Source organism: Paenibacillus sp. FSL H7-0331, assembly GCF_001956045.1.
The window spans coordinates 76,517-99,433 of sequence record NZ_MRTH01000014.1 but is presented as its reverse complement, the minus strand read 5'-3'; the positions used below and the strand labels follow the sequence as shown (position 1 = coordinate 99,433).

Annotated in this window: 19 protein-coding genes and 1 pseudogene; all 20 read left to right on the top strand. The window is 43.2% G+C overall.

The window, feature by feature from the left end:
- Positions 1-98 precede the first annotated feature (98 nt).
- The 20 genes and pseudogenes from BK127_RS21170 (at position 99) to BK127_RS21080 (ending at position 22,901) form a co-directional block, all read left to right on the top strand.
- A complete protein-coding gene (locus tag BK127_RS21170) occupies positions 99-2,696 on the top strand; it encodes a stalk domain-containing protein (protein WP_076233608.1) in 2,598 nt (865 codons plus the stop codon).
- A gap of 128 nt (positions 2,697-2,824) precedes the next feature.
- Positions 2,825-3,979 (top strand): sensor histidine kinase, encoded by a 1,155-nt coding sequence (locus BK127_RS21165; RefSeq protein WP_076233510.1) that lies wholly within the window; start codon positions 2,825-2,827, stop codon positions 3,977-3,979.
- A gap of 2 nt (positions 3,980-3,981) precedes the next feature.
- Entirely contained in the window at positions 3,982-4,710 is a 729-nt protein-coding gene (locus BK127_RS21160) for a response regulator (RefSeq protein ID WP_076233509.1), read from the top strand.
- Positions 4,711-4,765: 55 nt separating this feature from the next.
- Complete coding sequence (locus BK127_RS21155; protein WP_076233508.1) at positions 4,766-5,164, top strand: glycosyltransferase family protein; 399 nt, start codon at positions 4,766-4,768, stop codon at positions 5,162-5,164.
- Positions 5,165-5,188: 24 nt separating this feature from the next.
- The gene (locus tag BK127_RS21150; protein ID WP_076233507.1) at positions 5,189-7,099 is read left to right on the top strand and encodes an ATP-dependent helicase ComFA; all 1,911 of its coding nucleotides are present in this window, start codon (positions 5,189-5,191) and stop codon (positions 7,097-7,099) included.
- Positions 7,096-7,980 (top strand): ComFC family protein, encoded by an 885-nt coding sequence (locus tag BK127_RS21145; RefSeq protein ID WP_256711392.1) that lies wholly within the window; start codon positions 7,096-7,098, stop codon positions 7,978-7,980. Before BK127_RS21150 ends, BK127_RS21145 begins: the two co-directional genes overlap by 4 nt.
- 122 nt (positions 7,981-8,102) lie before the next feature.
- The gene (locus BK127_RS21140) at positions 8,103-8,513 is read left to right on the top strand and encodes a flagellar protein (protein WP_305954315.1); all 411 of its coding nucleotides are present in this window, start codon (positions 8,103-8,105) and stop codon (positions 8,511-8,513) included.
- A 106-nt stretch (positions 8,514-8,619) separates the two neighbouring features.
- Positions 8,620-8,892: a flagellar biosynthesis anti-sigma factor FlgM gene (gene flgM / locus BK127_RS21135; RefSeq protein WP_076233505.1), complete on the top strand. Its 273-nt coding sequence runs from the start codon at positions 8,620-8,622 to the stop codon at positions 8,890-8,892.
- 33 nt (positions 8,893-8,925) lie between these two features.
- Positions 8,926-9,429, top strand: a complete 504-nt coding sequence (locus tag BK127_RS21130; RefSeq protein ID WP_076233504.1) for a flagellar protein FlgN — start codon at positions 8,926-8,928, stop codon at positions 9,427-9,429.
- Positions 9,430-9,486: 57 nt separating this feature from the next.
- Entirely contained in the window at positions 9,487-11,073 is a 1,587-nt protein-coding gene (flgK, locus tag BK127_RS21125) for a flagellar hook-associated protein FlgK (RefSeq protein ID WP_076233503.1), read from the top strand.
- 36 nt (positions 11,074-11,109) lie between these two features.
- On the top strand, positions 11,110-12,003 hold the full coding sequence (gene flgL, locus BK127_RS21120; RefSeq protein WP_076233502.1) for a flagellar hook-associated protein FlgL: 894 nt from the start codon (positions 11,110-11,112) through the stop codon (positions 12,001-12,003).
- Positions 12,004-12,024: 21 nt separating this feature from the next.
- Complete coding sequence (locus BK127_RS21115; protein WP_076233501.1) at positions 12,025-12,594, top strand: DUF6470 family protein; 570 nt, start codon at positions 12,025-12,027, stop codon at positions 12,592-12,594.
- A 47-nt stretch (positions 12,595-12,641) separates the two neighbouring features.
- Positions 12,642-13,097, top strand: coding sequence for a flagellar assembly protein FliW (gene fliW / locus BK127_RS21110; RefSeq protein WP_076233500.1), 456 nt, complete (start codon positions 12,642-12,644; stop codon positions 13,095-13,097).
- Positions 13,097-13,330: a carbon storage regulator CsrA gene (gene csrA, locus BK127_RS21105; protein ID WP_076233499.1), complete on the top strand. Its 234-nt coding sequence runs from the start codon at positions 13,097-13,099 to the stop codon at positions 13,328-13,330. The genes fliW and csrA overlap by 1 nt, the downstream gene beginning before the upstream one ends.
- A 153-nt stretch (positions 13,331-13,483) precedes the next feature.
- Complete coding sequence (locus BK127_RS46090) at positions 13,484-16,324, top strand: flagellin N-terminal helical domain-containing protein (protein ID WP_076233498.1); 2,841 nt, start codon at positions 13,484-13,486, stop codon at positions 16,322-16,324.
- Positions 16,325-16,433: 109 nt separating this feature from the next.
- Positions 16,434-16,853: pseudogene (locus tag BK127_RS46085) on the top strand (flagellin N-terminal helical domain-containing protein); the annotation flags it as partial.
- Positions 16,854-17,327: 474 nt separating this feature from the next.
- A complete protein-coding gene (locus tag BK127_RS45560) occupies positions 17,328-19,253 on the top strand; it encodes a flagellin (RefSeq protein ID WP_445667544.1) in 1,926 nt (641 codons plus the stop codon).
- A gap of 128 nt (positions 19,254-19,381) precedes the next feature.
- Positions 19,382-19,966, top strand: a complete 585-nt coding sequence (locus tag BK127_RS21090) for a DUF8042 domain-containing protein (protein WP_076233496.1) — start codon at positions 19,382-19,384, stop codon at positions 19,964-19,966.
- On the top strand, positions 19,966-21,855 hold the full coding sequence (locus BK127_RS21085) for a motility associated factor glycosyltransferase family protein (protein WP_076233495.1): 1,890 nt from the start codon (positions 19,966-19,968) through the stop codon (positions 21,853-21,855). The genes BK127_RS21090 and BK127_RS21085 overlap by 1 nt, the downstream gene beginning before the upstream one ends.
- A 44-nt stretch (positions 21,856-21,899) precedes the next feature.
- Positions 21,900-22,901, top strand: coding sequence for a polysaccharide biosynthesis protein (locus BK127_RS21080; protein WP_076233606.1), 1,002 nt, complete (start codon positions 21,900-21,902; stop codon positions 22,899-22,901).
- Positions 22,902-22,917: the final 16 nt, after the last annotated feature.

Here is a 22,917-nt window from a genome sequence, read left to right as displayed (position 1 = left end):
GCGAATAACGTAACTTTTTGGCTGTTTATAGAGTCTATAATGAGTAGAACGGGAATAAGAAGGGAGAACGCAGCGTGGTTAAGCACAATAAATTAGCAATGAAAGCCATAACAATCGCACTATCCGCTATGATTCTTTTATCACCAATTATAACAACTGACAAGGTTTTTGCAGATGAGCCAACGGTTACAGAGGTTAGTCAAGAGATACTAACTTCGGGTGCCATTATGAAAAAATATGTTTGGAAATCGATTCGCAACAAAAAGGAAGTAACTGTGAACGGAAATGTCGTTGAGGTGGATTTGACGAATCCGCTTGTAAAGCTTGATGTCATGAGTGGTACAAACAATCAATTCACGAAGAAACAAAGTGTTCTTGGCATGACAACGGAAACCGGGGCCGTTGCCGGTATTAATGGCGATTTTTACAACACGCAAGCTGAAGGTGTCCCGATGGGCCCTGAAATAGCGAATGGACAATTGATGGCAACCCCGCCGTATTTACCGGGTTTCTATACATTTGCATTATCCAAAAATAATGAGCCTATCGTCGATTTATTTACGTTTCAAGGCAGTGTAACCGCTAAGGATGGATCTAAATTCACATTAGGCGGTATTAACAAAACGTATTACTGGTTCGAGCCAGGTGGTGAGCACAGCCATATTGATGCAATGTTTATGTATACCAATGCGTGGGGACAGGCAGACCGATCCAATGATGGGACAACCGTACCTACCGAGGTTTTGGTTGAAAACGGAATTATTAAGCAAATTGCAGAAAATACGATTATTAATGTCATAGCGCCGAAAGATGGTTATGTATTGAGATCATCCGGTTTGGCCGCGGATTTTGTTAAGCAGCATATGAAGGTTGGCGATCCACTTACTGTCGATTATTCTGTACTTCCACAGGATGCAAGCAAAACGTATGATACGAAAAACTTTAAAATGATGATTGGCGGCCATACGATAATGGTCGATGAGGGCAAGCCGGCTGAATTCTCGCGCGAAGTCGACAGTTTATGCTGCAACCGATCAAGAACAGCCATCGGCTATTCGAAGGATCAAAAAACAGCTTACCTTATTACTGTTGATAATGCAGGTGATAGCAAAGGGTTGTCTATGACCGAACTTCAGCAATTTATGATCAAAGTAGGCGTGTGGAAAGGTATGAATTTGGATGGAGGCGGATCTACACAGCTGGCCACACGTCCTCTCGGCGAAACGACACCAGTTCTTACTAATAAAACAGAAACCGGTATCCAACGTAAGGTTGTGAATGGCGTAGGCGTCTACTCAACAGCGCCGAAGGGTGCGGTAAAAGGTCTGGTCATACAAGCACCAAGCTTTTTGTTTGTGAATGAACAGGCAGCATTGGGCTTTAAAGGCTATGATGAGTATTACAATCCACTAGTGGATACCGATAAAATACCGGCTACATGGTCTATTAGCAATGATGTGGGTACTTTTAAAGATAATATTTTTACACCGAGTAAGCCTGGAACTGCGCAAATTAACGCGTCGTCAGGAACAGGTAAGCAGTCGATTGCCATCGAGGTTGTCGGGAGAGATCAAATTGCCAGTTTGAAAATCAATACCCCTAATATGGTACTGTCCCAAGGGGGCAGCTACAAACTGCCGGTTATAGCCAAAACGAAATCTGGCAAAACCCGAGAGGTGCCTGCTGAATCCATTCAGTGGGAAGTGCTGGGTATGAAAGCAGAAGTTAAGAATGGCATTCTGAATGTCATTGATTTGGCAGGAACGAATCAGGCTCAGCTCATTGCTCGATACGATGGTTATAGCACCATGCTGACAATCGCCGTAGGCAAGGACAAGGTTTGGTACGATCTGGAGAAGAATGCGGTCATGACGATGTCGCGGAGTAAGCCTGAGGGCGTAACCTCCTCGGTTTATATTAAAGAGGACACGAGTAAGAATCATTATTTGGAATTAAACTATGACTTCACGCAAGGTAAAGGTACCAAATGGGCTTTTGCCGATTTCGATGCCGGAATTCAAGTCGATGGCCAGCCTCAATTTATGAAGCTTAAAGTAAATGGGGATGAAAGTCTCAATGCTTTGAAGACGGAAATTCGGGATAGCGCAGGCAGCGTATTTTATGTGGAGCTGGCACCGATCTTGAATTGGAAAGGCTGGCAGGTTGTTACTGAGGACTTGAGCAGCTACAATTTTAAATACCCGATCACGGTAAGAAGCGTTTATGTGGTCAATGAAGAAATTGGACAGGATGAGCGAGCGGCTAAAGGGAAGATTGAGCTGGATGACATAACATTTACGTATAAGGGTGATATTGTAACGCCTTCTAACAATCAGGTTAATCTGACCATTAATAAAACAACCGTAGCTGTGAATAAGAAAAATATGACGCTCGAGCAAGCACCCGTCATTGTAAGTGGAAATACGCTGATTCCGATTCGTTTTGTCGCGGATGCATTGGGCGGTACGGTGAAGTGGGATGAGAAAGAGCGTAAAGTGACTGTGATCCGTGGAGATAAGCTTATCGATTTATGGATTGATAATCCAGAGCTTATCATTAACGGGCAAAGAGTAACGGCCGAGGTTGCGCCCAAAATCATGAATAATGTGACCGTCGTTCCACTCCGTATTCTCTCTGAAAATATGGGTTGGAAGGTGACTTGGGACGAGAAAACGCAGCAAATCACTTTACAATAATTAGTTCGTTATAACTTCTTACAAACGCGTCGAAATATGGTACTATATTGCATAGGAGTCTGTTCGGGACTGCACATTTTGACGAGCAGACTTTTGTGTATGGAATCGCTGGAAGGAGTCTGACTGGCATGCAAGTGGATGCTTTGGATCGCGTTATCAAAAATGCGATTGATGTCATGGAAAGTAGCAAATATCAAATTTTCGAAATCTGTGAAAGTGTTCGGTCAGAACGACAAGCTCTGAACAGCGAATTACAGCAGGTTATGGAAGAAACAACAAACACGATTAATAAAGTTGACCGATTTGAAATGGAGTATCGCCGGGCACGCGTGCGTCTTACCGAAGTCAGCCGTGATTTTAAGCGGTTTAAGGAAGACGATATTCGTGCAGCTTATGAGCTTGCGACTCAAATGCAGACTCAGCTTGCCATGCTCAGAGAAAAAGAACTGCATTTGAAGGCAAGACGGGATGATTTGCAAAAGCGAATCAAAAATGTAGATAAGCAGCTTGAGCGTGCAGAGTCGGTCGTGTCCCAGGTTAATGTGGTGCTGGAATATTTGGATGGTGATTTGGATCAGGTTACGCGTTTATTGGAATCAGCCAAAAATCGCCAACTGATTGGGTTAAAAATTATTTTGGCACAAGAAGAGGAACGAAAGCGGATTGCACGGGAAATCCATGATGGATTAGCGCAAACACTGGCTAATGTCGTGCTTCGAACCGAAATAGTTGAACGTATGCTGAACAGGGATACGATTAGTTCCGCCAAGGAAGAGCTTGTCGATTTGAAGATTCAGGTTAGAAGTGGGATCGAAGAGGTTCGTAAAATCATTTTCAATCTTCGTCCGATGGCTCTGGATGATTTGGGCCTTGTCCCGGCACTACGAAAGTTCATTCAGGATTATGAAGAAAAAACAAAAATACGCACCAAAATCGAACTGGCTGGGAAAGAAGCACGGTTGCCTTCGGGAATGGAAGTTGCCATTTTTCGAGTTGTGCAGGAAGCTTTTTCCAATGTACTGAAGCACTCTCAAGCCTCCCATGTAACTTTGGAGCTCACCTATCAACAGCAGATGGTGAAAGTAACCGTCAAGGATAACGGTATTGGTTTTGTAGTCGAGCAGATCGATAAAAAAATCGATAAAGGCAGTCATTACGGACTGATGGGAATGCGTGAACGTGTTGAACTGCTGGAAGGCAGAATGGAAGTGGAATCAGACGTAGGTGCAGGGGCCAAGGTCTCAATGCTAATTCCTATCAAACTAGAATCGAAGGAGGGGTAATTATGGAGTTAACAGCAGGGAGTACGAAACGCAATATTCGATTAGTTCTTGCCGATGACCATCAGTTATTTCGCGAAGGTGTCAAGCGGATCTTAAACATGGAAAACGACCTTGAGGTTGTAGGCGAATGCGGTGATGGGATTCAAGTCATCGAACTGTGCAACACGCTCAATCCGGATATCGTCCTTATGGATATTAATATGCCTATTGAAAATGGTGTAGTAGCGACTGGCAAGCTGAAGGAAATTTTTCCGGACATCAAGGTTATCATTTTGTCGATTCATGATGATGAGAGCTATGTGTTTGAAACGCTGCGCAAAGGCGCGTCCGGTTATTTGCTGAAGGACATGGAGGCTGAGTCGTTAATTAACGCGATTCGCTCTGTAGTTGCAGGACATGCTTATATCCATCCCAAGGTGACAGGGAAGCTGATCAATCAGCTGCGGCGTATGACCTATCTGGATGAGGTTGGTGTAGCAGGTGCGGGCATCGTCTCCAAAGAAGCAGGGGTCAAGTACATACATAGCGACAGCAGTCCACTGACAAGAAGAGAAGCGGAAGTATTGCGTTTAATGGCTGAAGGCAAAAGCAATAAGATGATTGGCGAATTTTTGTTTATTAGTGAAAAAACAGTCAAAAACCATGTAAGCAGTATTTTACAGAAAATGGAAGTTGATGATCGTACGCAAGCTGTTATCGTTGCGATCAAAAACGGCTGGGTCACGTTGTAGCCTTAGGAACCAACCAACTCGTCGCGGCATATAATGGCTTAAGGAGGGAGCCGCGATGATGGTGGGGTTATTATGGATTGTGGGCAGTTATGCTGCCAGTATCGTCTTGATGCATTGGTATTATCGGCGGGAGCTGCAGACAAACCCGAAAAAAGTATATGTCTGGTTGATCACGTATAATAATCAAACACAGGTGGAATGGTTCATTCGATCCTTGCAGTTCTTCTCCAAGCTAAAGGGTAGAGATATTCAGATGATTATAGCGGATCAAGGCTCCACGGATGAAACTTTGGCGATTGCTGAACGGTTACGGGTTACCTATCAAATTGAGATACAAAGCTTTGACGAACAAAATACGCTGGATGAATGGATAGCACGACACGAAGATCAGCAGGTTATGGTAATTCGGCTCGGGCATCAAGAAATTTTAGAAACCGCTTACAAAATGCTGTGAAAATTCAAGTGGTAAGGGTGAGAGATGAAGACGGTCATTTATGCATTAATTAACGATAAAGCTTATTCGTGGCATTTAACTTTGGATGTAAGGGCTGATATGGCCTATTGGTTCGGCGAGCATCCGAATTCTTTGAAAATTTGGGTGCTTGAACCTGCTGTTTCATTTGGACAAGCTCTTACGTTGACTGCCAAGCTGAATGAAATGCAGAAAAGCACCAAGCATGCCAAGGGTTGCTCACCAGACCTTCTGCTGAAGACGATACAACAACAGGCAGAACGCTTGGACATACCATTAGCGAGACGAGCTGGCAGCCACCAGGGGCTTCTGCTGGAGTGTGACTCCCTGCAATGGGAAGGGTACAGGCAGACGGTGGAAGGAAGTGCCACAGTTCGACAGGACGAGCTGGATGGGCTTGTCAGCATCTTGCAAGGTCGCAGCTTACTTGTAGAGGAAACAAATCAATTGATGGAGCACCATGCGCTGCAGGAGGCTATGAAGGACCCGTTACTCTATATGCAAATGGGTTATTTGCAGGGTAAGCTGCAGTTGAGTCAAGGCATCAGCTTGCACTATACGCGAACCTTTCCATCCTTAAGCCAAAAGCTGATCTACGAATGCCGACGCTGTGGAGCGGATGCCAAGCACGTGGTGATGACGGATTGTTTGTTTTGCGGGACCTCTTGTCCTTATTGCGAGCAGTGTCTGACGATGGGCCGCTCACGCTACTGTTCTATTCTGATTAGTGCACCTGCTAACCCAAATATGGATCAGGAGACGGGTTCGAAGGAAGAAGAAGAGCATGATTTCCAAACCTATATCGAACCTTGGGGATTGAGTAATGTGCAGGCGGAAGCCTCTTATTTAGCATTAACATTTTTGAAAGGAAATGAATGGAAGGCCGGTGCCGAATCCAAATTACATAATAAACCGCAGCAATTTTTGATATGGGCGGTTACTGGCGCTGGTAAGACCGAAATGATTTTTCCGATGATTCAATATATGCTGAGCCGAGGCAAATGCGTTGTAATCGCTACTCCCAGACGTGACGTGGTGCTGGAGCTCAGGCCAAGACTGGAAAAAGCTTTTGCTCCGCTGCCTGTAGTCACATTGTATGGGGGAAGCGAGCAGCGTTGGGATACAGGAACTCTGACGATAGCCACCACACATCAGTTGCTGCGATTCGAGCGGGCTTTTGATCTGGTTATTATTGATGAGATCGATGCGTTTCCTTATCACAATAGCCCTATGCTTGAATATGCGGCGCGTAAGGTCTGCACGATCGATGGTGTAACCCTGCTGTTGTCAGCAACACCTCCCAGACAGCTTCAGAGAGCCGCTGAGCGCGGTAGACTTCCTCATGTGAAGGTGGCAGCAAGATATCATCGTCATCCTCTGCCAGTACCCGTCCTGCTGCCCACACCTTCCTTGTCACAGCAGCAAAAACGTGCAGCTATACCGCGCAGCCTTCATGATAAACTCAGCATTTCGTTGAACAGGGGCGCCCAAATTTTTATTTTTGTACCGAAAATCCAGCTTATAGAGCCATTTGTGCAGCTCCTGAGACGGATATTTTCTGGTATTGTCATACAAGGCACCTCCTCCAAGGACGAGCTGCGCGCGCAAAAGGTCATCGATTTTCGCAATAAGCACATTCGTATGTTGGTGACAACGACGATTCTGGAGCGTGGGGTGACGATAGCCAAATCGGATGTATATATTATGGATGCCGATGCCCAGCTATTTGATTCGGCGTCACTCGTGCAAATGGCCGGTCGCGCGGGTCGTTCTGCAGATGACCCGGCAGGTCTGGTATTCTTTGCAGCCAAGGAACGAACACGAGAACAAGTGGAAGCCGTTCGACAAATCAAGGCGATGAACGCCTTAGCCAGAAAGAAGGGATATTTACGTTCGAAGGGAGAACAGAGCCCATGAATACACCGGGAGGAAGATTAACGGGGCGGCACGAAGGACGACATGGCGGTAACCAAACACAAGAAAGTCCCAATAACCCGCGTAATCAAGGTCCGGCTTCGGTTAACAGTACTGGAGCACGTATAAGTCAATGGTTATCAGATCGTCTGAAGCAAGCAGAGCGCCTGTTGTCGCCTAGCCGTTATTCGTGCATCGCATGCAGCGGTTCCTATACCAAACGTGGAGAGCTGCCTCTCTGTCATACTTGCAGCGCCTCCATCCCATGGATCTTGCATGTTGAATGCGAATGCTGCGGTCGCCCCGAGATCTGCGGGGATTGCAGTCGGCGCCGAGAGACCTATTTTGTGCAAAATCGCAGTGCTGTCAGCTACAATCCTCTTATGAAGGAATGGTTGGGAATTTTTAAGTACCGAGGTCATGAAAAGCTACGGGCTTTGCTCGGCAAAATGCTGCTGCACGCCTATCACATGCATCATAGACAGACTGATCCTCAAAGCGCTGCAGGTTCTTATGTTGAGCTGTTGACCTACGTGCCTTTAAGTGAAAGGCGATTAGCCGAGCGTGGCTTTAATCAAGCTGAGCAGCTAACCGAGGAGCTTGGCCGGCTAACTGGTATTCCGGTAATTGGACTGCTCGAAAGAGTGCGCCATACGGATAAACAAAGCTTCAAGACACGCGGGGATCGCTTGGCCGATTTACAAGGGGTATTTGCGCTGAATCCTGCTGTCCGCAGCAGCTTGCAAATGATGGCGGCACGTAAGGCCGTAAGACTGTATGTTATTGATGATGTATATACCACTGGGAGTACATTGAGTGAATGTGCAAAAGTGATCACAATGGAGCTGGATGTAGCCGTATACGGGATTAGCTGGGCAAGATAAATATTTATTTCCATAAACGTTCCAAATTATAGTGTACAAGCGTTTGACTTGTAAGCTACACTAGATGTAACATGATGCTATTTTTTGATGTTTCGGAAGGGGATAAAATAATGACTTTAAATGTGGCTAATTGTCAACGTTGTGGGAAAGTCTATTTAAAGAATATGTATGGCATGTGTGGGAATTGTATCAAGGAAATCGATTTGCAGTATGATAAGTGCCTGAAGTATTTAAGAGAGTTTCGTTCCTGCTCAATCACTGAATTAAGCGAAGCCACCGGGGTATCTCATCAGCTCATCACCAAATTTATTCGTGAAGGGCGCATCTCCATCAAAGGCAACCCGAATATGACCTATGATTGTGAAGTATGCGGTACCGCAATTCGTGAAAATACGATGTGCGAACCATGTCGCTCCAAGCTTGCTAAAGAAACCAATCAGATGCATGAGGATGAAAATCGCAAAAAGCTGCGGGAAGCACAGGAGAACCACAACACATTTAAAATCCAGGACCGTTTAAAGGATCGTTTCTAAAACAAGGCATTCTCAAAACTTAATATAAACTTTTGCTGTAACTTCACCGATAAAAGGTATAACGCTTTATCGGTGAAGTTATTTTAATTGAAAGAAGGTGTTTTTCATGAAGATAAATGGAACTAATCGGATCGGTGCCGTTAATCAATATCAAAAGAACCATGATGCTCTGTCTGTCTCCACAACCGGTAAATCCGGTAAGAAGAAAGATCAAGTGGAGATATCGAATGAGGCCAAGGAGCTGTTAGGTTCATTGAATCCTTCAAAGGTGGAACACTCGAAAGAAAAGATTGAATCATTAAAAAATTCAGTCGCAGCAGGAACTTACAAATTGGATGCCAGGACACTTGCAGAAAAGCTTTTTCCGTTTATAAATTAATACTGAATCTAAACAACTAGGTGGATGAGTAGTATGGCATTTCAGGCTTTGATTCAAACAATGACGGCATTCAACGATGTACACGATGCATTGTGCGAGTTGGCTGAAGAGAAGAAGCAGGTGCTCATCCACAACAATGTGGAGAGGCTGACACAAATCGTGGCCAAGGAAAACAAACTGATCAAGCAGCTTGGTGAGTTGGATCAGCAGCGTTTGAAAGTGATTGGAGAATTTTTAATGGAAAAGGGCTACAAGCCTAATCCCAAAGTGACCGTGAGCGATTTAACGAAAATTATTTTTAATATGGAAGAAAAGAAAACATTGCTAGCGCTGCAAAAGCAGCTTCTGGGTACGATACGAAAGCTTAGGGAAATGAATCAATTGAATCAACAGCTAATCGAGCATTCGTTATCTTTCATCGATTATTCTTTGGATCTAATCGTGGGACCACCCGATGATGAAGCCTTTTATCATAAGCCTCATCACAATGCTCGTGGCAACAACAAGCGACTTGGCATTTTTGATACCAGAGCATAACAGGCACAAGCCTCATACTATACACGAGCACGATCAATTGGAAGGAGACCTCGCGCTATGCGGTCAACATTTGGTGGAATAGAAATATCGAAGCGTGCCTTATTTACACAACAAGAGGCATTGAATACAACTGGTCATAACGTTGCCAATGCCAACACACGGGGATACTCCCGGCAGGTAGTTAACATGGTGGCGGCAAAGCCGATGGAAGCCATTGGATTGCAGAGGAGCACAGTGCCTGGACAGATGGGGCAAAGCGTTGAGTTTTCCTCCATTACACGAATTAGGGAAAAGCATCTTGATTCCCAGTTCTATAATGAAAATAAATCATCCGGCGAGTGGACGGTACGTCAAGATACGCTTGATAAGCTCCAGGGCATTATTAATGAACCATCGGATACAGGGGTTCGTCAAGTTATTCAAAATTTTTGGAATGCATGGCAGGAGCTAAGTAAAGCGCCGGATAATTTGACAGGCCGTGCCGTTGTTAAGGAGAGTGCCTTGGCAATGGCTGATGCATTCAATTTTACCTCTAAGCAATTGTCCGATCTTTCTCGAGATTTGACTGATAATATTAATGTAAAAACGACCTATATCAATTCAACAACAGATCAAATTGCTAAGCTTAATAATGAAATCTACCGTATTGAGGGTCTGGGTAATAATGCGAACGATCTTCGGGATCAACGCGATGTATTGCTGGATGATTTATCGAAAACCATTAATATAACCGTTAAAGAGGATGATAGCGGCTATACGGTATCCATGGGTGCTCAGGTTCTGGTAGATGGTTTTAACGTGGCGTCTACGGTTACCGCAGCCTCGCTTCAGGGAAGCTATGGTGGTGATTTAAGCAGCGGAGAAGTGTATGGCATGATCCAATCACGAGATGTCTTGGTAACTTCTTATCAGAACGAAATCGACACTATGATTAAAACGATGGTCGAAGGCGATGTAACAGTTACCTTGCCAGCGGGGTCCGTTGTACCGGAAGGAACCGTTGTGGGCGCGAAAACCTATTCGGGTACAGTGGCAGATAGAACGCTTAAGGAATCGGATGATAGAAATATTACCGTTAAGGGCTTTAATGGACTGCACAAGCTTGGTTATGTACTCAATAATGGTACGTTTGCCACGGGTGAGGATTTCTTTAAGAGCAGCGATGGTGGTGCTATCACTGCAGCTAATATTATCGTGAATCCTACTATTGAACACAACGTTTCCAATATTGCTGCAGCACTCAGAACCTATGTGGATCCGGTAGATAATGTGGAGAAAGTGGTTCGGGGCAATAACGATATGTCACTGCTCATAGCAGGGCTTCGTCAGCAATCTTTCAAATTCGATCCAACGGGCACGGGGACTGTCGTTTTGAAGGATGGCACGCTGGATGAATTTTTCCGAGCTGTAGTTGGACAATTGGGTGTGCAGGGACAAGAGGCTGATCGGCAGGCTGCGAATCAAAAGGTTCTGGTTGAGCAGGTAGATGCCAGAAGACAATCAGTAAGCGGAGTTTCCATGGATGAAGAAATGTCGAACATGATTAAATTTCAGCATGCTTATAATGCAGCGGCCAGAGCGATGACCGTCTACGATGAAGCGCTTGATAAAGTCATTAACAGCATGGGTGTTGTAGGCAGATAGTAGACGTTAGTTTCATGAAAGAAAGGAGAGGTCCAGATGCAAAGAGTTACCCAAGGGATGATGAGTACCCAATTCCTGCGTAATTTAAATAATAATCTCAAAGGTATGGACAATATGCAAAATCAGCTGGCTACAGGACGGCGGTTGAACAAGCCATCCGATGATCCTGTAGGCATCAGCTTTTCAATGCGTTATCGCAGCGAGTTATCCACTAATGAGCAGTTCCAGTCTAATACAAATTCGGCTACCTCATGGATGTCGTTTACAGATACCGTAATGGGTCAGGCAGGAGAAGTTATACAAAAGCTGCGTGAGATGGCAGTTAAGGCTTCGAATGGAACGAACCCACAAGCAGCTCTAGATACAATGAAGGCAGAATCCTCTCAGCTGTATGAACAGATTGTTGATATTGGAAACAGTCAATTCAACGGTAAGTATGTATTTAACGGTGAGTTGACCAATCTAAAACCTTACACTTTGGAAAATGCAGTAACCGAACAAGCCGACACAGGGATGATTGATTTCGAAATTGGCGCTGGGGTTAAAATACCTGTGAACGTTCCCGGCAATCGTGTGTTCGGTGAACTGACGGACACAGATAATATGTTTAAGATTACACAAGACTTTGTTACGGCGCTTGGTGCAGGTGACTTCACTGCAATCAATAAGGCCATCGGGGATTTTGATTCACGAATGAACAAATTTCTGGATGTGCGTGCTGATATCGGAGCCAAAATGAATCGAATTGAGCTTACGGATGAGAGGTTGAAGGATATTAGCTTAAACGTAGAGAGTCTCCAATCCAAGACAGAGGATGCCGATATGGCTGGTGTTATTACGAATCTGAAGGTTGCAGAAAATATTTATCAGGCGTCTTTATCAACTGGAGCGAAGATCATTCAACCGAGTTTGATGGATTTCTTGAGGTAATTATGAAGGAGGCAGGTTGAGATGTTTCCTATTCCTCAGCTTCAATTTCGCTCAGAGAATGCAAGCTATCGGATTGATTCGGATTCTGCAGAACAGCAAATCAGGCAGCCTCGTCCAACGCAGGAGATTGAGCAAGTACCTGCGCAAATGGATATCAAACAACCAAAAGGGACTATGGATATCGACCAAAGCAAAGCGTGGGACGCATTGGGCAAGGCTAACAATTTGGAAGTCATGCTTCGCATTTATTCCGGCGCGCGTGATGTTTGGTTGCAGGGCATAGCCAAAAGGGTAGAGGACGGCAATCGGATGTGGGCGATTCATGAGGGTGGAAATCCTATCGCCGATATGGGCAAGGATTTCCGAGTCAGCTTTCCAGAAATGAATTTTGCCGGGGAGCCCTCTTACGATAATGTCGACATTCATTATGAAGCGGGTAAACCGGATATTCAAGTACAAGAAGGTGGAGCGAAGATTACAGCCAGAGTCAATCCACCAGAGATCAGCGCTCAACGAGGTAAATTCGACTTTCAGATGTTGAGCTATGCCAAAATTGAGTTTACTCCACCGCAAATTGATACTAAACTATAGACTAACACGTCTATAGTTTTTTATTTTTCGGGAGGGACTACAATATTATGGAAATAAGCACGGTTCGTTTTGGCAAGATCGAGATTCAGAATACAGAGATCATTACTTTTCCTCAGGGAATACCTGGGTTCGAGCAATTGCACCAATTTGTTATTATTAAGCCGAACCTGGAGCTGCCCTTTTCTTTCCTCCAATCCGTTGAGGATGGGGATGTTGCATTCATAGTTGTAAGTCCATTTGCCTTTTATCCAGAGTATGAATTTGAAATCTCTGAGGACGTAAAGCAGGAATTAACCATTGAGGAAGAAGCAGATGTACTGGTTTGGAATATCGTATCGATTCGTGAAAGCCTGGAGGATGCGACAATCAATCTGCTTGCGCCCATCATTCTAAATAATAAAGACCTTCTGGGTAAACAAATTATTCTGCAAGGAACGAAGTATACAGTTAAGCAAAAATTAATTCCCATTGAGCACTCCATTATGGAAGGGGGAGATCTGTAATGCTCGTCCTTGCCAGAAAAAAAGGTGAATCCATTATCATTGGTGATCAGATCGAAGTCATCGTGTTGGGAGTAGAAGGAGACGTTGTCAAACTTGGTATTCAAGCACCTAAGAATGTGCAGGTGAATCGTAAGGAAGTGTATGAGGCGATTAAGCAGAATAACCGAGAGGCATCCTTACGACTGCCTGATATGGAGCAGCTTAATAAGCTGTATGCGAAGCGGGAAAAATAAAATCTGGAATATTTTAAAATCACTATTCATATTTGCAGTTGAAAGTTCGATATAGTCTATAGGCACTATTCGACAGGAACGGCCGACCTGTTGGAGTAGTATGTCAGAACCCCCACATGGAAGTGGGTAACCCATTCAAGGAGTGAAAAGACAATGAGAATTAATCACAACTTAGCAGCAATGAACACGCACCGTCAGTTGACTAGCAACACAGCAAGCACAGGAAAATCTTTGGAGAAATTGTCCTCAGGTTACCGTATCAATCGTGCAGGCGATGACGCTGCCGGCTTAGCAATTTCTGAAAAAATGCGTGGTCAAATCCGTGGTTTGGATCAAGCTTCCCGTAATGCTCAAGATGCAATCTCTCTTGTTCAAACAGCTGAGGGTGCAATGAGCACTACTCATAACATTCTTCAACGTATGCGTGAACTTTCCGTTCAATCCGCGAATGATACTTCGACTGACTCTGACCGTGCACAACTTCAAAAAGAAGTTGAACAGTTGAAATCCGAAGTTGACCGCATTGCATACACTACAGAGTTCAATACTAAGAAATTGTTGAACGGTAGCTTGACAGCAACTAAAGCATTGCAAGGAACTGCTGCTAATTCTGCTAAAGTAGACGTAGCGGATGTGGCTGCAAGTGCGGGTACAGCTGTTGGTGGAACTTCAATTACAGAGCGTGGTTCGGTTCAAACTGTAACAGGTACAGGCTACTCAGTAACAGCATTTAACGCTTTAGAAGAGCGCACTACTGTTCAAACCGGCGTTAATGATGATTTTGCATTCAAAATAAGCGGTGCCGCTGCTAGTACTGCAGCAGTTTTCTCTGGGGTAACTATAGCGGCAAGTACCGGATCTGGGTATACCAGAGAAGAGTTTGCTAAAGCTGTGGAAACTGCGATCAATACTCAGTTAAACGTATCCGGTAAAAATGTTCAAGAAAACCAAATTAAAGTTTCGATTTCCGCTGATAATAAATTGGTGTTTACTTCAGCAGAAGTAGGAAAAGGAACTAACTTCTCCATAATTTCGGGTGCTGCTGTTACCAGCGGTACTGCACTCTCAACTTTGGGTGTCAAAGGTTACCAAAACTCTATTAAGAGCACAATTTCTATTAATGGCGGTCTGGATCTTGTTGCTGCAGCTTCAGGTGCCTTCGAAGTCACTGTAGGGAACAAAACGGCAACTATTGCCCTAGCCATTACACCTTATGACAAACCAGGACTTCTTAATGATATTAACACTCAACTTAGCGCCACATTTGGTAATGCTGTAACTGTAAGCGACGATGGTACTGGTAAGCTTCAATTTAATACTAGTATTCGTGCTGACTACTTTGTTGTATCCGGTGCTGCAGCGGTAGATGCATTTGGAATTGTTGCTGGAACATCTGGTGGTTTAATTAACTCTGGTTCTACCGTGAATATTGCTGGTACTAACACTACTCTAGGTTACGGTAACGGAATTAATATTGCTGCTGGTGTAAATGATCAGTTCAATCTTGCGGTTGATGGTGGAGCTGCAGTAACTTTGAGCTTGTCAGCGAAGCTGTATGCAACTAAATCCGATCTGGTGAATGAAATTAACAACCAAATTGGTAGTAATACCCAATTGACGGGTAAAGTCCAAGCAAGCTTGGGCGCAGATAACAAAATTTCATTTACATCTATAGCAACTGGTTCCAGCTCATCCGTGGTTGTATCTAATCCGGGCGCTGCTGCTCAATCGGCACTTGGTGCTTTAGGTTACGGTCCGTCTGCAGGCAGTATTACTGCTAGCGGCGGTATAGACATTGTTTCAGGATTCTCGTTAAGCGGTACGGCAGCTACTCCTGATCATTATAAATTGAATGTTACATTGGGCAGTAAAACAGCAACTCTTAATTTATTGGATCAACCTAACATTATCCAAAGTACGACAGTTGCTAGCGGACTTACAACCAAAGACGCCATTATTAAAGGTCTTCAAGCAGAATTGGATAAAGCATTCGGCAAGGATGCCATTAATGTAAGCATAGTTCTTAGTGGAACTGCGGAAACGTTGAAACTTAACACAATCACAGCTGCCTCCACATTTAAGATAACAGGTGTTGGTGCTGCGGGCGCAGCTGGAGAGGGTGTGTCTGCACTCTTTACTAGCGCAGGTTCAGGAACGGCACTTCTCGGCACAACACCTACGAATGTGACAACAACAGGTACTGATGCGGTTGATAACACGCTTGCAACCAACTCGTTATTGAAGGATTTGACAGACTCTGACAACAATAAGCTTGGTTTAAGCAAAGGTAATGTTATCTCGATTGCTGGTACTCAAGATGGTAAAGAGTTTAAGGCATCACTTACTTTGAATGATAGCTCAACAATTGGTGATTTGCTAGGAGCTGTTCGTTCCATAGATGCATTTGCCGGAGCTTCGGTTGCTCTTGATATTGCCAAAGGAACTATCAACATTGTTGGTAAGAACGGCGAGAAGTACGATATCAGCAACCTGAACTTCTCCGCTCAAAAATCAGCTACGGATACAACTGCTGTAGGTAACTTCAACAGAACATTCGGCAGCTTTAAAGTAACGCAACAAGCACAAGATGCAGCAACGGACGCTTCCTTGTCCATGCAAATCGGTGCTAACCAAGGTCAAACGGTAGCTCTGGACATCAATAACGTCAGCGCTGCTTCATTGAAAATTTCCAATGTTGATGTAAGTACAAAAGATGGTGCACAATCCGCTATCAGCGTTGTTAACAACGCCCTTGAGTCGGTTTCTGCAGAACGCGCTAAGCTTGGTGCTATCCAAAACCGTTTAGAGTACACGATCAACAACTTGGGAACATCTTCGGAAAACTTAACAGCTTCCGAATCCCGTATCCGCGATGTAGACATGGCGAAAGAAATGATGGATTTCACAAAGAACAACATCCTTTCCCAAGCTGCTCAAGCGATGCTGGCTCAAGCCAACCAACAGCCGCAAGGCGTACTGCAACTGCTAAGATAATTCATCTTTCACATCAGGGAAAAGACTCTAGAATTTCTAGAGTCTTTTCTACTATAAACCATCCAGGTGGACATCCGGAGAGGTCGAGTGAAGGAAGGAGGAGAGTTGCATGAGAATCAATCATAATATGTCGGCGATCAATACTCATCGACAGTTTACTGATAATAATACGGCTGCATATAAGTCTATTGAAAAGCTATCTTCTGGCCTTCGTATTAATCGTGCAGGTGATGATGCGGCTGGATTGGCCATATCAGAAAAAATGCGTGGTCAAATCCGAGGGTTGAATCAAGCATCTCGCAATGCTCAGGACGGCATATCACTCATTCAAACTGCAGAAGCGGCGCTTAGTACGACGCATAATATTTTGCAGAGGATGCGTGAACTTGCTGTGCAATCGTCTAATGAGTCCTACACGGATTCCGACCGGATGCAATTGCAGAAAGAAGTGCAGCAGCTTAAAGCAGAAGTGGATCGGGTTGCTTATACAACTGAGTTCAATACGAAAAAGCTGTTAAATGGAAGTTTAACAGCATCCAAGGAGCTACAAGGGTCCACAGTCATTTCTAATGTTGTAGATGCTGCAGATATTATTGGGACCGCTGGAAGGGCATTAGGTGGAAGCTCTATCACTGAAAGAGGTTCCGTTCAAACCGTTACGGGAGTTGGGTACTCGGAAACTTCGTTCAATACTTTGGATGAGAGGGTTAGAATTATTACGGGAGTCAATGACAACTTCACCTTCAGCATTAATGGTACCACGAATGTATCCGGTGCTTTTATCGCGGCTAGCACAGGGAGCGGGTATACACAGGCTGGATTCGCTAGCGCTGTAGAGCAAGCAATCAATGCTGCATTAATACAATCCGGCTTCTACGTTGAGAAAAGCCAAGTGCAAGTTTCTGTAGTAGACGGCAAGCTTAAAGTTACTACTAAAGAGGCGGGAGATAAGACGGTATTTTCATTCGGCTCCGGCACAGATAACCGTTCCGCGCTTTCTGCAATGGGGTTTAGAGGATACCAAGATAAAATTGCAGGGGCTTTGGATATAAGTGCTGGAATTAATATTACGAATGGTGTCACTTCAGGTCAGTTTGCTGTGAATCTTGGCAGCGGAAGCGCGACAATTACGTTGTCTAACAGCACAAGCTATTCTTTAAGTACTCTTAAGATTGAGATTCAGAGTCAATTGGATGCTGCATTTGGCATTAGTGCTGTGAGCGTAGATGACAACAATGGCAAATTGAGTTTAAAATCAAATGTAAAGACCAGCGTGTTTCATGTTTCTGCTTCCGCCGGCTTAACTAATATTTTTGGTCTTGCTGCCGATACATCTGGTGGCATTATCCTATCCGGTTCGACGGTAACGGCACAAGGAACCAACAGCTTGATGGGTTACTCCGATGGCATACTTATTGCAGCAGGAGTAAATGACCAATTTAGACTGTCTGTAGATGACGGAGAGTTGAGAACCATTTCGTTGTCATCAAAGCTCTATACAACAAAAGCAGATCTTGTTAATGAAATCAACAACCAAATTGGGAGCGACGCGGTTGTAAATGGCAAGGTTCAAGCTCGCCTGACAGAAGATAATAAGATCGAATTTGAATCTGTATCAACAGGGTCCGCATCCTCCGTCAAGATTCTTGATTCGACAGCATCGGATCAGAGCGCTTTAGGTGCACTAGGATTTGGTGGTGCTGCCGGAAATATCTCCGGTGTTAATAATATTGCAGCCGGAGTGAATTTAAGTGGTACAGCGAACAACCTGGATCAATATAAGCTTACTGTTGTTCTTGGGAATAAATCAGCTGTTATCAATTTATTGGATCAACCGAATATTGAAATGGCTACACCTACTGGATCGGGATTGACGACACGAGACGCGATAGTTAAAGGCTTGCAGGCAGAGCTAGATAAAGCTTTCGGTATCGGTGCTATTCAAGTTTCCACGAAAGTTAGCGGTCTTGGTGAGACTTTACGGTTGACAACATTAACAGCAGCATCCAAGTTTTCAATCAGTTCAATAACCGGTGCTTCTGGTGTTAGTGCTTTGTTTGATGCCTCCTTGGCTCCAGGTGCTGCACTAACGGCTGTGAAAGGAACGACACCTACCAATATTTCAACTACTGGTACGGATGCAGAGAATCGTAATCTTGCTAGCAATACTCGATTGTCTGAATTGACGGATCATGATCACAATACTCTTGGATTGACGGCAGGGAACATCATCGCTTTTACCGGCACTCAAGACGGAAAAGGCTTCAGCGCTTCGATGGAAGTTCGAGAAGAATCAACGGTTGGGGATCTTATGGCGCTGATGCGTTCAGTGGATGCGTTTCAAGGAGCTTCTGTTGGTCTAGATCTGATGAAAGGGACGATTCGAGTTGAGGGCAAGAAGGGTGCTTTATACGATATAAGCAACTTGAAGCTCTCTGCATCGAAGTCTGCGACTGATTCAACATCCGTGGGTGGTTTCAATCGGCCGTTCGGGAGTTTTAATGTTACTCAACAGGCACAAGACGCGTCTCGAAACTCAGCTTTATTGATTCAGACTGGAGCTAATCAACGAATAACAGATGCTATCGATATCAATAGCGCCGATACAGTATCATTAAGATTGACGCACATTGATGTCAGCACAGCCTCACAGTCTCGTTGGTCTCTGGCAGTTATCGATAATGCGATGGAACGTGTATCGGATGAACGTGCTAAACTCGGTGCGATTCAGAATCGTTTGGAAAATACGATTTTTAATCTTAGTGTTTTTTCCGAGAATTTGACTGCATCCGAATCACGTATTCGCGATATTGACATGGCAAAGGAAACCATGGCTTATGCCAAGAACAGCATTCTCTCGAAAGCTTCTCAGGCGATGTTGGCCCAGGCGAATCAGCAGTCCCAGCAAGTTCTTTTATTAATGCAATAAACCCATATTGAGGAAACAGGTCCCGATTGAGAAATCAACCGGGGCCTGTTAATATTATCTATACAGAAAAACAAAATCAAAGCCGATAATAGAATTAGAGTTGCAATATTTGATGGGGGTTACAACATATGATTCTGGAGTTACTAGGAAAACAATATGAATTTGCAAATGAAGTCAATCAGATTCCCAATCTACTTCAAACGGTTGAGATCAGTCTTGCGAACAGCGGGTTATATGTTTTAAACTATCAGGTCGACGACCAGGAAGTAATAGGATCTTTAGAGGAATATATTGAAAGTCATATAGAATCCATCGATAGGGTTCAGGTAGTTACAGCAAGTATATCTGAGTTGCACAGTTCTTTAGTTACTGAAGGATCTGAGTATCTGCTAAGGGCTACACCTTCTATGAATCGATTAGCTGATTTATTCTATCAAGGTCCTGGCAAAGAAGCGTGGGCTGAACTGGAACATCTTCTCGAAGCATTTGAATGGCTTGATTCCGTACTAAGATCGCTCAGAACTGTTTACACAACTGAACAGATTTTAGATGAACTTAAAAGAGAACTTGAAGATAAATTAGGTGATTTTCAAGAAGCTTTAATCAATCAAGATTCCGTTCTAATTGCAGATATGATTGTCCATGAGTTTATTCCCTTATTTGATAGGCTTCAAGTGTATCTTGACTCTAAGAAGAATGAGGTAGAAATTTGATGATACTCATAGATAATGTAGCTTTTCTAAAAAAAAGATACCCTAGCATTTTAACATTTTTCAACGCAGTGCAAGACCAAATAAATGCTGAAAATTATGAAGTAGCGGCAGGTAAATCAGGACTTCCTTATTTGAAAATAACTAAGGATAACAAGGAGAATTATATTCATAGTAAATATAACCCTGTCGAAGAAGCTGAGCGTTGGGTGCAGCAATATGAAGAGGACATAGCCAATTATGATCATGTATTCTTCTATGGCGTTGGATTGGGTTATCAGGTGGAGGCATTGATGAACCGGCACTCAGATAAGGGGTACTCACTTTACGAGCCTGATCCTAATGTGTTTTATCAATTGCTCTGTAATAAGAAACTGGAAAATCTTCCAACCAAAAATTTTAAGAACCTCTTTGTTGAATATATGGATGTCTTTGAAGCAATAGCTATACAACAAATGGTAGAACTAATGCTGAAAAATGTTTTGATCATTGTGCACCCGGTTTATGATCGATTGTATGCGGAGAAAACTAAATCGTTTTTGCAGGCATTTAAAAATGCGCTTAACGTGAAACGAAGTAGCCAGGCAACGAATAAAGCTTATGAACGACTATGGACTGTAAATAGCTTGCATAATTTCACAAAGGTATTGGAAACTCAAAATGTAATTCGTGAGAAAAGGAGTGTTTTTGCTGGTAAACCGATTATAATGGTTGGGGCAGGACCATCTCTTGAGGATGAAATTGAGAATCTTAGACGAATTAAGAATGAAGGATTGGCTTATATATTTTCAATTGGATCGGCTAATAAAGCGTTGATAAAGCATGGTATTTATCCGGATGCAGTTACCTCATATGACCCGAATACTTATAATCATCTTGTTTTCGAAGAAATTATTACTGAGAAAATGGATATTCCGATTATTTATGGTACGACTGTGGGGTTTAATACAGTAAAATTATATCCTGGTCCAATGTTATACATGTTGACAAGCCAAGATACAATATCTTCCTATTATTTAAAAACAGAACCTCACGAAGTGGTATTAGATGCACCCACTATTGCTACTGTAACCTTAGAATTAATATACAAGCTGGGTTGTGAGCTTGTCATAATGGTAGGACAGAACTTTGGTTACCGCAACGACCAGTATTATGCAAAGGGTATAGAATATTCATACCGACAAAGCGAGGACTTGTCTGATAGTGAAAAACAAAATACTATATTAGTTGATGGTGTAGATGGACAGCAAATCCAATCAGATTTTGGCCATAATTTAGGAAGACGCCAAATGGAATCTTATTTGGAAAATATGACAACCATGCGAACCATTAATACCACCAAAGGTGGAGCGAAAATTAGGGGAACCGATTATGTAGCGCTCGAAGAAGTGATAGAGCAATATTTAGATAAGAAAGTGGTTGATCCGAATTGGCACGAAGGAACAAAAACAATAAATGATTTAGAGGTGTTAATCCAACAGGTTAACAAAATGAAGTCTGAATACGATAACTTTACGAATTTATTTAACAAAGTAACAAGTGCACTGCGTAAAATGGATGCCTTATCGAAATTTAATGAGTTGAACCAACTGCGCAAAGAGTTTCCGAAATTCGATAATGCGTTCAAAAGATTGTCTGATAATGACTTTTTTCAGGTTTATATAAAACCGATGATCAAGGCAGATCTGGATATATTGCAAAGACAAACTCAGGTTATAAGGGAGACAGGAGACATACAGGAAAAAGTAAAACTTACTGTTCAAGCTTTTGCAGGGTATCTTTATGCTGTAGAAGAAGCTTTCGTAACTATTGAGGATCTTTTTCTGAAAATACAGCAATACATCCGATTTACTGTAGTTGAATTAAGAGAAGAGCAACAGGCACATTTATAAGCTGCATACTGATGAATTTGCGGAGGAAACTATCGGTGAATGAAATGTTTAAAGGTGCTAAAATTTTAATTATTGGTGGAACCGGAACTATAGGAAAGCATGTGTTAAACATGCTGCTAAAAGCAGAACCATCCATAATCAGGATATTTAGCCGCGATGAATATAAGCAATTTGAGCTTCAGCAAACGCTGGGGAATCTTGAAAACGTAAGATACCTTATTGGCGATATTCGAGATTACAATAGATTGCTAAGAGCTATGGAAGATGTGGATTATGTGTTCCATGCCGCTGCGATGAAGCATGTCCCAGCATGCGAATATAATCCCTTTGAAGCAGTACAGACTAATATTATTGGGACACAGAACGTTATCCAAGCGGCTTTACAGAGCAAAGTTAAAAAAGTGCTCTTCACGAGTACAGATAAAGCTATAGCTCCAACCAATGTATATGGCGCATCAAAACTTACGGCTGAGCGGTTAATCTCAGCTGCCGAAATTCAAAAGGGTAATAAAACCACAGTTTTTTTCTCTGTGAGATTCGGTAATGTCATGGGGTCCAGGGGTTCGGTTATCCCATTATTTCAACAGCAGATTATGAACAATAGACGCGTAACAGTAACCGATCTCAATATGCTGAGGTTTATGATGACACCAAAACAGGCTATTTCATTAATGTTTAAGGCAACATCTCTGGCTCGCGGTGGTGAAGTATTTGTACTTAAAATGCCAGTGATCAAAATGTCTGTATTAACAGAGGTTCTTATTGAAGAAGTTACTTCAAAATATAACATTTCGGATACCATCGCTATTGATAATATCGGGTTGCGTCCGGGTGAAAAAATGTACGAAGAATTAATGACCGAGGATGAGGCAAGATTCGCTTTGGAAACATCGGATATGTATATCATTCCCTCCTCCTTTACCGACAAGATTCATCTTTATGCCGATTCTGAAAAATTGAAGGATTTTAGTCATATTAGAGACGGTAATACAACAATCGATAAAGAAACATTGAGGCAGTGGTTAAGAAACGAACAATTGATTTAACAACAGGAAATGAAGG

Bases quoted from the DNA above. Each gene is read 5' to 3' on its own strand.
- BK127_RS21170 (WP_076233608.1), top strand. From the start codon at position 99: ATGAAAGCCATAACAATCGCACTATCCGCTATGATTCTTTTATCACCA.
- BK127_RS21165 (WP_076233510.1), top strand. From the start codon at position 2,825: ATGCAAGTGGATGCTTTGGATCGCGTTATCAAAAATGCGATTGATGTC.
- BK127_RS21160 (WP_076233509.1), top strand. From the start codon at position 3,982: ATGGAGTTAACAGCAGGGAGTACGAAACGCAATATTCGATTAGTTCTT.
- BK127_RS21155 (WP_076233508.1), top strand. From the start codon at position 4,766: ATGATGGTGGGGTTATTATGGATTGTGGGCAGTTATGCTGCCAGTATC.
- BK127_RS21150 (WP_076233507.1), top strand. From the start codon at position 5,189: ATGAAGACGGTCATTTATGCATTAATTAACGATAAAGCTTATTCGTGG.
- BK127_RS21145 (WP_256711392.1), top strand. From the start codon at position 7,096: ATGAATACACCGGGAGGAAGATTAACGGGGCGGCACGAAGGACGACAT.
- flgM (WP_076233505.1), top strand. From the start codon at position 8,620: ATGAAGATAAATGGAACTAATCGGATCGGTGCCGTTAATCAATATCAA.
- BK127_RS21130 (WP_076233504.1), top strand. From the start codon at position 8,926: ATGGCATTTCAGGCTTTGATTCAAACAATGACGGCATTCAACGATGTA.
- flgK (WP_076233503.1), top strand. From the start codon at position 9,487: ATGCGGTCAACATTTGGTGGAATAGAAATATCGAAGCGTGCCTTATTT.
- flgL (WP_076233502.1), top strand. From the start codon at position 11,110: ATGCAAAGAGTTACCCAAGGGATGATGAGTACCCAATTCCTGCGTAAT.
- BK127_RS21115 (WP_076233501.1), top strand. From the start codon at position 12,025: ATGTTTCCTATTCCTCAGCTTCAATTTCGCTCAGAGAATGCAAGCTAT.
- fliW (WP_076233500.1), top strand. From the start codon at position 12,642: ATGGAAATAAGCACGGTTCGTTTTGGCAAGATCGAGATTCAGAATACA.
- csrA (WP_076233499.1), top strand. From the start codon at position 13,097: ATGCTCGTCCTTGCCAGAAAAAAAGGTGAATCCATTATCATTGGTGAT.
- BK127_RS46090 (WP_076233498.1), top strand. From the start codon at position 13,484: ATGAGAATTAATCACAACTTAGCAGCAATGAACACGCACCGTCAGTTG.
- BK127_RS45560 (WP_445667544.1), top strand. From the start codon at position 17,328: ATGGGGTTTAGAGGATACCAAGATAAAATTGCAGGGGCTTTGGATATA.
- BK127_RS21090 (WP_076233496.1), top strand. From the start codon at position 19,382: ATGATTCTGGAGTTACTAGGAAAACAATATGAATTTGCAAATGAAGTC.
- BK127_RS21085 (WP_076233495.1), top strand. From the start codon at position 19,966: ATGATACTCATAGATAATGTAGCTTTTCTAAAAAAAAGATACCCTAGC.
- BK127_RS21080 (WP_076233606.1), top strand. From the start codon at position 21,900: ATGTTTAAAGGTGCTAAAATTTTAATTATTGGTGGAACCGGAACTATA.